A 12,229-nucleotide genomic window follows, 5' to 3' on the forward strand; every position below is an offset into this window, starting at 1 on the left:
TGTTTCGTGGCGTGGAAGTCAACGAATTCGGCAACGAAAACGAATGGCCAAGCGCCGCAGTCCTCTTTCCTCCCGCACCAGCCGCGCCGAGCTGCCCGCTTCGGACGCTCCGGAATGGGAAGTCATCAGCCCCGGTGTCCGGCTCGGCTATCGGAAGGGGAGAGGCACCCGCGGCCGGGGTGGCGCGTGGTTGGCGGCGTCGCGCAGCCGCGAAGGTGCGCGCGTTCAGGTCAAGCTCGGGCAGGCCGACGATGTCCTGGCGGCCGATAACGAGAAGGTGCTTTCGGCCGAGCAAGCGCGGGAGCGGGCTCGCGCGTGGGCGAAGAGCCTTCGCACCGCGGCTGTCGCACCCCGTCCTATGCTGACCGTCGGCGAGGTCGTCGATCGGTGGCTCGAGGCCCGCGAGGCCGAGGGCATGAAATCCGTCTACGACGCGCGCTCGCGGATCCGCACGCACATCACGCCGAAGCTCGGCAGCGTGACACTGGTCGAGCTGACCGCTGATCAGGTCGTCCGCTGGCGGAACGGCATGGCGAAAGCTCCCAAGCTGCTCCGGACGGCCAAGACAGCGAAGACGCGCCGGAGCGTGACCATCGCCGCGGACGACGCCGAAGGGCAACGTCGGCGGCGCGATACCGCGAACCGGACGCTGACGGTCCTGAAAGCGGCGCTCAATTGGGCGCGCGATCACCGGATCACGGATGACGACTCCGCGTGGCGCAACGTCAAGCCGTTCCGGGCCACTACGGCGGCCCGCGTCCGATTCCTCGATGCCGCCGAGCAGAAGCGGCTGCTCGACGCGGCCGAGGGCTCGCTGCGGGATTTGTTGGCGGCCGCGCTTATGACCGGTGCACGGTTCGGCGAGCTGTCGCGTCTGCAGGTTCGCGACTTCGACCGGCAGAACGAGACGATCTTCATCGCCGAGAGCAAGAGCGGGAAGGCGCGTCACGTCGCGCTGACGAGCGGTGCGGCCGCGTTGTTCGGACGACTGGCGGACGAGCGCGCTTCCACCGATCTGTTGCTCACGCAGTCGCCGGATGGTGGAGGTTGGAAGCCCGCTTCGTATCAGCGCGGCCTGCGCGCGGCGCTTGAGGCCGCGAAGCTCCCGGCCATCACTCTGCACGAGCTGCGGCATTCATTCGCCAGCGCCATGGTGCGCGCCGGCGCGCCGCTGATGGTCGTTGCCGAAGCGCTCGGCCACTCCGACTCCCGGATGGTTGAGAAGCACTATGCGCACTTGGCGCCGTCGTATGTGGCCGACACGATCCGTCGCACGGCGCCAAATATCGATTTAGATGTTGTTGAAAGATAATGTGTGGATCAGTGTCGTTGTATGTCAAGTATCAATTGACAATTTACTTGGCTGGTCGGGCCTTGGTTTGATAATTTTTTTGACAGACATCCGTAGCATGCCTACCATGACTCAGAATTTCGCCAGTCAATGGCGGGGCAGGAGGCGAACATGTCGTCAGAGACGGATATGGTCGAGAGAGAGGGTAGAGGGCTGATCACGTCGAAGCAGGCGACGTACGAGCGCTTTTTTCTGGAGGCCTCATCGCTGAGAGGCAGACTTGCGAGAGGCGTTTGGGATGAAGATCCAGAATTCTCAATCATAATGATCGAACAATTTAGCTGCTGGCAGCCGTGGTCGCTGCTTCGGACGCGGTGCTTGCGCCTCTTAGAAGGTCTGCCGCGAGAATTGGTACACGCCGCGCTGAATCCCGACGCCGATGACGCCGAAGGGGAGGAGGGTATGTTCAAGCCCGAGCGGCGTGGAGAGAAAGCGCCGATGATCAGCATCTCGCTGGAAGACGACGGCCAATTCTACCTGTTGGTGCGCGGGCCGCTCAAGGAGCTGAGCGACGTAAGTCAGTACGCCGCCTGGGTGTTCGAGCGGCGCGGCATAGACTGCAACCCCATGTGAGGGCTCAGCGGCGTTTCGGCGTTCCGCCGATCTAGATTTTCGAGCACTTTCCGATAGCTATCGACGGAGTGTTTCCTCGGTCATCAACCCCGTCAAAATACCCAAAATCGTATACGTACAGAAATCTAAGCGTGTTTCTGTTCAGAATGAACTGCCCTACTAAGCCGCGACACCGAACTTCATCGGATGAAAAACTCGGGCAGAACATGGATGGGTACTTATCACCCAGATTTGCTACATGACCTTCGGTGCTAGAGTCGTTGCTGGTCTTTCCGTGATTAACGATCACATACGTCTTTGGTCTGAACTGCGTCGTGTCCCATGAAGTCCCGCTCCACTTGAAACCCGTAGACGCAGAGGCGACACAAACGTACTGCTCGGAAGCGCGGGCCGGGTGCACGAAGGCTGTCACCACCAACGCAACAACGGCCCAGCGCATAGCCCGATCCTCGCCTAGACGAATAGGCTGGCTAGCGCATTCTGTGTGGCGGCGAAAGCAGGCCCTCAAGATCTCGGCGGGCATATTTCCGGCGCCGGGTCAGCGGCGGCACCTGCCACGGGCACGACCGCGTGATCCGGTAGAGCAGCAGTTCGAGGTTCACGTCGGGGCCGAACCGTGCCGCCAGCCGCGCCAGCCGATACGAACCCTGCCGCCGGCAGTCCATGCAAGCGATCCGCACGGTGACATAGGGGGATTCGGCCAGGGTTCGCGGCAGTACGGGCTCATCCATCAGGTCTCCGGACTCGACTCTCCGACGCGGATGTTCTTATTTCGTTCCATGCCCGATGACAGCCCTCCGTCCGGATCGGAGCGACGATCCGCCATCACTGATGAGGACGTGGACGCCGTGCTGGAGGAATTCCAAGGCGATCCGCGCGCGGCGATTCGGGCACTGCTGCACGACGTCGATGCCTTGGCTCGGGACCATGTCGCAACCGTCAGCCTGGGGTTCGTGCGGGGTGAGGTGTTGCCGGCCGGACTGCGGCGGCGCGGGAGGCGCGCGTGAGCTACGCCCGCGGCGCCAAGCCGATCACCGTGATCGCGATGGCCTTCCCCTACCAGGTCGAGCTTCGCGATCTCTGGGGCAATCCCGATCTCCCCTTGTTCGACCTCGACAGGGCTGCCCGCTGGTATGCGGAGGACAAGGCTTGGTGCCGGACGGCAGGTCGCGCCCGTGACCACAGCGCCCCACGCTGGGCATTCGCCGAGTTCGCCGCGGCTGAAGCGTTCCATGCTCGCTTCGGAGGAAGGCTCGTCGATGCCGGGGACGGCTATCCAGAGAGCTTGCGGACCCGGAGTGCTCCTCGCATACGGGATATCCTCGCCGAGCGAGCGGCCGCGCCTCAGTCCGAGCCAGGCGCCTGATCCTTCTTCGCGCTGCGGGCCACGATCTCGAGCATCGCAGCCGGCAGGGGCCGTTGCAGCGCAGAGGCCTCCGAATCGACGCCGAGAACGCGATCACGCAGCTCGAACTTCGTCTCGAAGCCCAATTCCATGTCGCGCTGTTTCGTGACCTGAATCCGGCCGTGGCCCGGTCCGTCGGATACGACCTCAATTTCGGTGTCTATCGCCGCCCGGAGCAGCGAATGCCCACGCGCTCCTCGAGCGGCGTCTTTGCCGGTGTGATGAATGACCATCACGTGAGCTTTCGTCTCGGACTGGAGCGCCGTCATGCACGCAACCAACGCGCCCATCTCCACTGAGGAATTCTCGTCGCGGCCGGACAGCACGCGCGAGAGAGTGTCGATGACGACGAGGCCGACGGCGCTCGGAATCTCACGCACCGCCTCAACGAGAGGCCGCAAGTCCGCATCCACCCGCCCCAGATCCACTGGGCTGTTCAACACGTGCAACCGGTTCGAAGGTCGCAACAGATTCAAAGCCGCGATCCGCTTCAGGATTCCCCTGCCGCCCTCGGCCGCGATGTAGGCGACGTGAAAATGCGCGGCCGGCATTCCGGCCCATTCGCTCCCGGTCGCCACAGCACCGGCCATATCGAGCGCGATGAAGGTCTTGCCGGTGTTCGAATCGCCATACAGCACCGACATAGCGCCCTGATCCAGCAGGCCGTCGATCAGCGGCTCGGCCGATTGCGTCAGTGCGGCCGCAGCGGCTTCCTGCTGGGATAGGAAGACGAACCTCGGTGCCCGATTGGCCGATGCTGGAAACGCCGCCCGGCTCTCGTTCGCCACGGCTTCCGCCGCGGCATCTGCATCGAACCAGCGCGCAGCCAGCGCATCCCGGTCTCCGGACCATCCCGCGTGCTGCCGGGCAAGCCGATAGATCTTCTCTGCCCCGCTTCTGAACGGCGGATTCAGCGTGCCCCACTCTGCGTCCAGCCAAGCGGGATCGTTCGTCTCCCCGTCGCGCCCCTCCCATTTCGCGCCCCACAGGTGAAACAGCTCGAGAGCCTCTTCGGGATGATCCTGGAGCGCTCCCTTGAGGGCGAAGCCCACCGAGATCGCGTCCCCGCGGCTCGGGAATATCGCATCGCTGTTCGGCAGGGCCTCGATCGCGGACCTCACCAGTTCCAGGTCGCCTTTCAACGATTCCTGATCGGGGGGCATGCCCCCGTCCTCGCTCAGCGAGTTCAACTTTTTGCAACAGCCATTGGGAAGGGTTTCCGTCAGGCGCTCGATGGTAGAGAGAAGTGTCTCGGCCTCTGCGACGGGCAACTCACTGAACGGGACGGTCAAGGGTACCGGCCACTTGTAACCCTTGCCTGTAGCCGGATGGACTCCGTGCGCCACGAACTGCCGCCCATCGCTCAGCAACTCGACTTGTTCGCGACGCCCAGCGCCGTCGAATTCAAGCCGATGATACGGCAGGGTACCCCTAATGCGGAGGAGGTGGATCGCTTTAGGGAATTGTCCGATGCGCGTCGGCAGTTTGCCGAAGGCTTCGCGGACCACGTCGCAGATCGCGAGCGCACGCTCTAAATCTAGCACGTCCGCGTCGATCGCGATCAGCGAGGTGCCGTCGCCCTGGTCGCCCGTCTTGATGCCGACGCCGGCGCCCATCTCGTTCCAGCGATCCAATAGGTCCTCGGTCGTTTCGGCGCTCATCCAGTTGAAGGAGCGCCACAGACCATCCGGGAGTTTGTATCCCGGCACCTTGCCGCGCGGGTCTTTACCGCCACCAGCCTTGCCATGAGCGTCTTCGGTGCCCGTCCCGGGCCGGTCACGCCCGACCTTGGCTCGCTTGAACATCGTCGAACGCTCCGACAGCGGCGCGCCCGGCGGGATAATCGGGACCAACTTCCGGAAGCCCAGGTCCCAGAAGGTGCGGAACGGATTCGTTGCTACGGCCACGGCGACCGCCTTTGCTGAAGCTGCTGCCAAGGCGTCACCTCCGACGTCGAGGAGCGAGCGGGCGGCCGGCACGATGGCGCCGAACGTCGCGGGTTGAGTCTGCGGCGATATTCGAAGAGAGGCCGCGCTGCTCGAGACGCGCGATCATGCCGCTGCCCTCGCCAGGAGCGCATCGAGATCGACGCGGCGGATGACGGTGCGACCGCCGAGGCGAACGCGCGGCAAAGCTCCGATCTTTAAGAGGCGCCAGACGGATGCTCGGGAAATGCGAAGGTAGTCGGCGGCTTCGTTGACCGACAGAGCGCCAGGAGCGGAATGCGGCTGTCTCGACATCAATGCGTCCTCAGTTCGTTGACCGTGGACCGCATGATGCGGATCGAGACAGGATTGATGACTACCCGTTTTTCAGGGGGATGCTATCCGGTGGCGTCAATAGGAACATCTCAGCCAGTCCGGAGGAGCCGTTCGCGGCGTGTCGGCGGGTATGCCTCGCTAGGACGAACATCTTCACCAGCCGCTCCCACCCCACATCGTCGAACTCGTCGGGATCTCCGAGAAATCGAAGGAGGACCGATTCGCGCGCGCGGCGGTGGGCCTTCTTCACGCTGTCGGGCGCCATCAGGCGCTCTTGCCGTCCTGTGACAGGGATCAGATCGGTGCGAACCCCATCGGGTTTCCACAGCCAAACCCGAACCCCCTCGCGTTCCCGCAGGGAAGGGTTCGCGAGGTAGCGAGGCGCGAGCTTATACGCCTCGAACAACCCGCGAGGCCGACCTGTGCGTGGATCGAGACGTTCGGCCAAAGCCTCTACGACGCACAAAATGATGTCCAGCCGTTGAGTGTCCGGCACTGGATGGGGGGGTCGTACCTCCTCGGGCTTAAGGCCGAGAAGGTGGAGAATCATCTTCCCCGGTTCAGTCAGCTTGTCCACCGCAGCGAGGACGCGTTGCGGCTTTAAGCCAGCCTCGACGGCCCGTTGTTCGACATAGTGCCGCGCATCGACACCAGCGAGCACGTAGGCGGGTCCGCGTACTGCGTCGGTCCGTCGTAATCGTCCTCGAGGCTTTCGTCGCGCGCGCTCGCTGATCCGCTTCTCGGCCATCAACCGATGCTCCTGCGGGAAACAACGATTTCAGCAACGAATTGCCGGAAATGGTGGCGCTCCCAAGGGGACTCGAACCCCTGTTTTCGCCGTGAGAGGGCGACGTCCTAGACCGCTAGACGATGGGAGCTTCCGGCCGGTCGGCGGGGTCCGTATAGTCGGACCTCGCGTCGGCCACAAGGGCCGGGCGCGCGAATTTGACGATCATGTGTCGCTGCCCGGTCGAGCCGGGTCGCGTTCGAGGGGTTATCGGTGCAGGACGAGGTTCGGGTCGCGGTCCTTCCCGCGGGTGAGGAGCGGCTCGATCGGGCGCTCGCGCGGGCCTGGCCCGATCTGTCGCGGAGCCGCCTCCAGAAGCTGATCAAGGACGGTCATGTCCGGCTCGACGGCAGCGTGGTCGGCGATTCGTCGCTTCGCCCGGCGGAGGGGGCCGAGGCGACGCTCGTCGAGCCCGCCCCGGAGCCGGCGGCGCCCGCGGCGCAGGCGATCCCGCTCGCCGTCGTCTACGAGGACGAGGAGGTGATCGTCATCGACAAGCCGGCCGGGCTCGTCGTGCATCCCGGCGCGGGCCACGGCTCGGGCACCCTCGTCAACGCGCTCCTCGCCCACTGCGGCGCGAGCCTGTCCGGCATCGGCGGGGTCGCCCGCCCCGGCATCGTGCACCGGCTCGACAAGGATACGAGCGGCCTCCTCGTCGTCGCCAAGACAGACCGCGCCCATCGCAGCCTCGCCGCCCAGTTCGCCGATCACGGCCGGACCGGCGCGCTCGAGCGCGCCTATCTCGCCTTCGCCTGGGGCGTGCCCGAGCCGCGGCGCGGCACCGTCGACGTGCCGCTCGCGCGCTCGCCCTCGCATCGCGAGAAGATCGCCGTGACGTCGTCCGAACGCGGGCGCCACGCGATCACGCATTACGCCGTCGAGGAGGTCTTCGGCGACGGGGCCGGCGAGGCGCTGGCGAGCCTCGTCCGCTGCCGGCTCGAGACGGGGCGGACGCACCAGATCCGCGTCCATCTCGCGCATCTGCGCCATCCCGTCGTCGGCGACGCGCTGTATGGCGCAGGCTTCCGCACCAAGGTGTCGCGGCTGGGAGAGGAGGCCGCGAGCCGCGTCGCCGAGCTCGGGCGGCAGGCGCTGCATGCGGCGCTCCTCCAGTTCGAACATCCCGCGAGCGGCGAGATCCTGCGCTTCGAAAGTGGCCTGCCGCCGGACCTCGCCGCTCTCCATGCCGCGCTCCGGGCGGGCCTCGAATGAGCCGCCTCCGGATTGTGAGGAACGTGCGGGACCAAACGGCGCGATCGGCGTTGTTGGGCTAGTGAATTCTGGACCGTGCCCCTTTTCCGCCCGACTCGCCCTTCCTATCTGGGACGGTTGCGGTCGCCGGACGGGGCCGTGGCGGGCCGGCTGCCGTAGCGGGGGCCCGGAGGAGGATGAATGGCTGGGACACTACCTGCCCTCGCGAGCGAGGGTGGACTCTCGCAGTACCTGAACGAGATCCGCAAATTCCCCATGCTCGAGGCGAGGGAGGAATTCCTGTTGGCCAAAAACTGGGCCGACAAGGGCGACCGAGAGGCCGCGCACAAGCTCGTCACGTCGCATCTGCGGCTCGTCGCCAAGATCGCCATGGGCTATCGCGGCTACGGCCTGCCGATCAGCGAGGTCGTGTCCGAAGGCAATGTCGGCCTCATGCAGGCGGTCAAGCGCTTCGACCCCGACAAGGGCTTCCGCCTCGCCACCTATGCGATGTGGTGGATCAAGGCCGCGATACAAGAGTACATCCTGCGCTCGTGGTCGCTCGTGAAGATGGGCACGACCGCGAACCAGAAGAAGCTCTTCTTCAACCTGCGCAAGGCCAAGGGCCAGATCTCGGCCTTCGAGGAGGGCGACCTCAAGCCGGACCAGGTGGCCACCATCGCGACCAAGCTCGGCGTCACGCAGCAGGACGTGGTCGACATGAACCGCCGCCTCGGCGGCGACGTCTCGCTCAACGCGCCCCTGCGCGAGGAGGGCGAGGGCGAATGGCAGGACTGGCTCGTCGACGACAGCGCGAGCCAGGAGACCATCATGGCCAACGAGGAGGAGGGCAAGAATCGCCTCGCCGCCCTCAAGGACGCGCTCGGCGTGCTCAATCCGCGCGAGCGGCGCATCTTCGAGGCCCGGCGCCTCTCGGAAGATCCGATCACGCTCGAGGACCTGTCGGGCGAGTTCGGCGTCTCGCGCGAGCGCGTGCGCCAGATCGAGGTGCGGGCCTTCGAGAAGATCCAGGAGGCCGTGCGCCGCAACCTCGCCACCCGCGAGGCGGTGCCCTCGGCCGCCTGACGCGCCCCGTTTCGGACGGATCGACGGCCGGGCCTTGCCCGGCCGTTTTGCGTCGGGGATGCGGCGCTGCCGCTGCGCCCAACCCTCCCCTGGAGGGGGAGGGTCGACGGCGAAGCCGGCGGGGTGGGTGAAACCCGCTCAACTCATCTCCGGCCTCTTCGCGGCGGAGGCCGTGCGTCACCCACCCCCGGACCTGCGGTCCGACCCCGGATCAAGTCCGGGGCAGGCTCCTCCCCCTCCAGGGGAGGGTGGAGGCTGCTTCCTGTCGAACTTCGACGCCCTCAGGCCGCCTGCTTCATCGCCTCGCCGAGCGCCTTCGCCTCCCGCAGGTCGGCGACGAAGCGGTCATAGGCCTCGCGTTTCGCGGCCTCGTCCGGCAGGCGGAGGAGGTAGGAGGGGTGCACGGTCACGAAGCCGGGCCTCTCGTGCAGGAAGGTCGCGGGGCCGCGCGCCTTCGTGACCGGCACGGCCTTGCCGGCGAGGGCCAGCACGGCCGTCGCGCCGAGCGCGACAACGAGCGTCGGCGCGACGAGATCGAGCTCCCGCTCGAGCCACCAGCGATAATGCGCGACCTCGCCGGTCGTCGGCTTCTGGTGCAGGCGGCGCTTGCCGCGCTGCTCGAATTTGAAATGCTTCACCGCGTTGGTGAGATATGCGCGGGTCCGGTCGATCCCGGCCTCCGCGAAGGCGCGGTCGAGCAGGCGGCCGGCCGGGCCGACGAAGGGGCGACCCTGGAGGTCCTCCTCGTCGCCCGGCTGCTCGCCGACGAAGGCGATGCCGGGATGGTTCGGGCCTTCCCCGAACACGGCCTGGGTCGCGCCGGGAACGAGCGGCCCGGCCTTGGCGATCAGGCCGTTCAACTCGGCGAGGGAGCGCGGCGCCTGGTCGTGCATCACGGCGAGGGCGGCGGCCGGCATGCGCTTCTTCGGCATCGTCGGCTCCGTCTCGATCATGGCGAGGGCCCGCGGCTGCGCCCGGCGCACGAGATCGGGGATCGCCGCCGCTTCCGGCAGGTTGTGCCAGTACTTCTTCGCCATATGCGAGCGCATGAGCGTCGGATTGGTGCGGGCCGGATTGAAGATCGCGGCGTAGTAATCCGTCCAGCCGGTCTCGAAGGCATCCGAGGAGGGCGCGTCTTCGCGCCGTCCGGGCGGGCCGAAGGCGAGGTCGCGGCCGTTCCAGCCGGCCGTGCCGACGGGAGTCGCGATCAGCCAGTCGAAGCCGCCGAAGCGGTCGACGAAGAAGGGCGTCGCCGCTTCGAGGATGAAATGGTCGGGCTCGAACCAGGCCGCGTAGCGCTCGCGCCGGCGAGGCTCCTCTGCTCCCGGCTGCTCCTCCGGGAGCGCCTCCTCGCCGCCGACCCGGCGGAAGCGCAGATAGGCGTGCATCTTGTGGATGTCCCGCCGCACGGCGCGCGCCATCAGCCCAAGGCGGTGGACGACCGGGTCGCTCGCAATCTCGAGGAGGCCGCGCTCGCCCCGCAGGATGCGCCAGATCGCGGCATAGAGGAGCGCGTAGCGCTCGGGATCGCGATGCGGCACGACCTCCCGCGCCAGCGTTCCGAGGGCGCGCGGAAGCTGGAGCGGGGGCACCTCCGCCGGCGCTTCGCCGCCGAACAGCTCCGCCTGCGGGCCGCTCTCCCAGACGACGTCCTCGGGCAGGGCGCCCTCCGCGACGAGCGTCCGGGCGGCGAGGCGGAAGCCGTCGAGATCGGCGCCGTCGGCGAGGGCGATCCGGCGCATGTCAGAACAGGGCGAGCTGGGTCGGCGGCGGGACGAGGCGGCTGCGCAGATCGAGCCGGTCCAGCGAGCGGCCGGGATGATGATCGGCCGCGACGAGGAAGGGGAGGGCGCGCCGGAGCGCTCCGCTCAGCCGCCGGAGATCGGCGAGGCGCAGGCGCATGTGCCGCCGCGCGAGGACGATGCGGTCGACCGCCCGCTTGCCGAGGCCCGGCACGCGCAGCAGCGCCTCGCGCTCGGCGAGGTTGACGTCGACCGGGAAGCGGTGCCGGTTCTTCAAGGCCCAGGCGAGCTTCGGATCGATCTCGAGATCGAGCATCCCCGCCTCGCCGCCCGCCGCGATCTCGTCGACCTCGAAGCCGTAATGGCGCAGCAGCCAATCGGCCTGGTAGAGGCGGTTCTCGCGCTGGAGCGGCGGCGCGCGGGCGGGCAGGGCGCTGCTGGCATCGGGGATCGGGCTGAAGGCCGAATAATAGACCCGGCGCAGGTCGTAGGAGCGGTAGAGGCCCGCGCTCGTGCGCAGGACGTCATGGTCGTTCGCCTCGTCGGCGCCGACGATGAGCTGGGTCGATTGGCCGGCGGGCGAGAAGCTGCGCCGCTCCTCCTTCGCCTCCGCGATCCGCTCCTTCATCTGGCCCATGGCGGACCGGATCGTCGGCGCCTTCTTCTCGGGCGCGTAGCGCGCAAGGCCCGATTCGGTCGGGAGTTCGAGATTGATCGAGAGCCGGTCGGCCCACAGGCCCGCCTGCTCGATCAGCCACGGGCTCGCCTCGGGAATGGTCTTCAGGTGGATGTAGCCGCGGTAGAGATGCTCCTGCCGAAGCGTCTTCGCGACGAGCAGCATCTGCTCCATCGTGTAGTCCGGCGAGCGGATGATGCCGGAGGACAGAAACAGGCCCTCGATATAGTTGCGCTTGTAGAAGGCGAGGGTGAGGTCGACGACCTCCCGCACGGAGAACCGGGCGCGCTCGACGTTCGAGGAGCGCCGGTTGATGCAATAGGCGCAGTCGTAGAGGCAGGCGTTGGTGAGAAGGATCTTGAGCAGCGAAACGCAGCGGCCATCCGGCGTGTAGGAATGGCAGATGCCGATGGGCGTCGTCGATCCGATGCCTTCCTTGCCGCTCGACCGCTTGCTCGCCCCCGACGAGGCGCAGGAGGCGTCGTATTTGGCCGCATCGGCCAGGATGCGGAGCTTGCGATTGACCTTGGGATCCATCGTTGTTCTGTATATGTTCCGATGGCGCCGATTTCAACGACTCCGAGGGGACAGAGAGGTCGTCATTGCGAGCGCAGCGAAGCAACCCAGTCCTGTCCGCCGTGCGCCGGTCCTGGGTTGCCGCGTCGGCTGCGCCTCCTCGCATTGACGGGAGGGACGCTCCGCCGGCCGCCCCCGCCCTGCACAACCCTGCTGCGCGGTTGCCGATGGGGCACCCCTCGTGTAAGGCCGGGAACGATCACGGGGCGGTCTTGCCGGCCCCGGCGGACCTGTTTTGCGTGAGCGGGCGGTCCTGGTTCACGCAATGAATGGAGATTCGAGGCCCATGTCCTCAACCTTCGATACGGTCGCGGGCATCATTTCCGAGACCGCCGACATCCCGCGCGAGAAGATCACGCCGGAGAGCCACGCGATCGACGATCTCGGTATCGATTCGCTCGCCTTCCTCGACATCGCCTTCGCCGTCGACAAGGCCTTCGGCATCAAGCTGCCGCTGGAGAAGTGGACGCAGGAGGTCAACGAGGGCAAGGTTCCGGCCGAGGAATACTTCGTGCTGAAGAACCTCGTCGCTCGCATCGACGCGCTCGTCGCCGCCAAGACGGCCTGATCGCGGGCCCCGC

At 66.7% G+C, this 12,229-nt stretch carries 13 protein-coding genes and 1 tRNA gene; 7 read left to right on the top strand and 7 right to left on the bottom strand.

From position 1 onward, the window contains the following. Positions 1-43 precede the first annotated feature (43 nt). Positions 44-1,312 (top strand): tyrosine-type recombinase/integrase, encoded by a 1,269-nt coding sequence (locus EV668_RS03825; protein WP_133768507.1) that lies wholly within the window; start codon positions 44-46, stop codon positions 1,310-1,312. Between the two features lie 150 nt (positions 1,313-1,462). After that, positions 1,463-1,924 carry a hypothetical protein gene (locus tag EV668_RS03830; protein ID WP_133768508.1) on the top strand — a complete coding sequence of 154 codons (462 nt, stop codon included), beginning with the start codon at positions 1,463-1,465 and terminating at the stop codon, positions 1,922-1,924. Positions 1,925-2,394: 470 nt separating this feature from the next. Here EV668_RS03830 and EV668_RS03835 read toward each other — a convergent pair whose 3' ends face one another. Continuing rightward, positions 2,395-2,655: a hypothetical protein gene (locus EV668_RS03835; RefSeq protein ID WP_133768509.1), complete on the bottom strand. Its 261-nt coding sequence runs from the start codon at positions 2,653-2,655 to the stop codon at positions 2,395-2,397. 108 nt (positions 2,656-2,763) lie between these two features. Here EV668_RS03835 and EV668_RS24645 point away from each other — a divergent pair, with 108 nt between their 5' ends. Both EV668_RS24645 and EV668_RS03840 read left to right on the top strand, forming a co-directional pair. Beyond that, positions 2,764-2,931 carry a hypothetical protein gene (locus tag EV668_RS24645; RefSeq protein ID WP_166652325.1) on the top strand — a complete coding sequence of 56 codons (168 nt, stop codon included), beginning with the start codon at positions 2,764-2,766 and terminating at the stop codon, positions 2,929-2,931. Beyond that, positions 2,928-3,290 carry a hypothetical protein gene (locus EV668_RS03840; RefSeq protein ID WP_133768510.1) on the top strand — a complete coding sequence of 121 codons (363 nt, stop codon included), beginning with the start codon at positions 2,928-2,930 and terminating at the stop codon, positions 3,288-3,290. Before EV668_RS24645 ends, EV668_RS03840 begins: the two co-directional genes overlap by 4 nt. Here the strand turns inward: EV668_RS03840 and EV668_RS03845 are convergent. From EV668_RS03845 to EV668_RS03860, 4 genes are all read right to left on the bottom strand, one after another. Further along, positions 3,269-5,266 (bottom strand): AAA family ATPase, encoded by a 1,998-nt coding sequence (locus tag EV668_RS03845; RefSeq protein WP_133768511.1) that lies wholly within the window; start codon positions 5,264-5,266, stop codon positions 3,269-3,271. The genes EV668_RS03840 and EV668_RS03845 overlap by 22 nt on opposite strands. A gap of 114 nt (positions 5,267-5,380) precedes the next feature. Then, positions 5,381-5,569 (bottom strand): helix-turn-helix domain-containing protein, encoded by a 189-nt coding sequence (locus EV668_RS03850; protein WP_133768512.1) that lies wholly within the window; start codon positions 5,567-5,569, stop codon positions 5,381-5,383. A gap of 61 nt (positions 5,570-5,630) precedes the next feature. Next, on the bottom strand, positions 5,631-6,338 hold the full coding sequence (locus EV668_RS03855) for a hypothetical protein (RefSeq protein WP_133768513.1): 708 nt from the start codon (positions 6,336-6,338) through the stop codon (positions 5,631-5,633). Positions 6,339-6,392: 54 nt separating this feature from the next. Further along, positions 6,393-6,468 (bottom strand) — tRNA-Glu (locus tag EV668_RS03860). Between the two features lie 122 nt (positions 6,469-6,590). On the opposite strand from EV668_RS03860, the gene EV668_RS03865 reads away from it, so the two are divergent. Both EV668_RS03865 and rpoH read left to right on the top strand, forming a co-directional pair. Beyond that, on the top strand, positions 6,591-7,589 hold the full coding sequence (locus EV668_RS03865) for an RluA family pseudouridine synthase (protein WP_133768514.1): 999 nt from the start codon (positions 6,591-6,593) through the stop codon (positions 7,587-7,589). A gap of 180 nt (positions 7,590-7,769) precedes the next feature. Then, the gene (gene rpoH / locus EV668_RS03870; RefSeq protein ID WP_133768515.1) at positions 7,770-8,654 is read left to right on the top strand and encodes an RNA polymerase sigma factor RpoH; all 885 of its coding nucleotides are present in this window, start codon (positions 7,770-7,772) and stop codon (positions 8,652-8,654) included. A 281-nt stretch (positions 8,655-8,935) separates the two neighbouring features. Here rpoH and EV668_RS03875 read toward each other — a convergent pair whose 3' ends face one another. Together EV668_RS03875 and EV668_RS03880 are read right to left on the bottom strand one after the other, a co-directional pair. Continuing rightward, positions 8,936-10,396: a UdgX family uracil-DNA binding protein gene (locus tag EV668_RS03875; protein ID WP_133768516.1), complete on the bottom strand. Its 1,461-nt coding sequence runs from the start codon at positions 10,394-10,396 to the stop codon at positions 8,936-8,938. A 1-nt stretch (position 10,397) separates the two neighbouring features. Then, on the bottom strand, positions 10,398-11,609 hold the full coding sequence (locus tag EV668_RS03880) for a putative DNA modification/repair radical SAM protein (RefSeq protein ID WP_133768517.1): 1,212 nt from the start codon (positions 11,607-11,609) through the stop codon (positions 10,398-10,400). Positions 11,610-11,934: 325 nt separating this feature from the next. On the opposite strand from EV668_RS03880, the gene EV668_RS03885 reads away from it, so the two are divergent. Continuing rightward, positions 11,935-12,216, top strand: a complete 282-nt coding sequence (locus EV668_RS03885) for an acyl carrier protein (RefSeq protein WP_133768518.1) — start codon at positions 11,935-11,937, stop codon at positions 12,214-12,216. Positions 12,217-12,229: the final 13 nt, after the last annotated feature.

Source organism: Enterovirga rhinocerotis (assembly GCF_004363955.1).
Classification (GTDB): Bacteria; Pseudomonadota; Alphaproteobacteria; order Rhizobiales; family Beijerinckiaceae; genus Enterovirga; species Enterovirga rhinocerotis.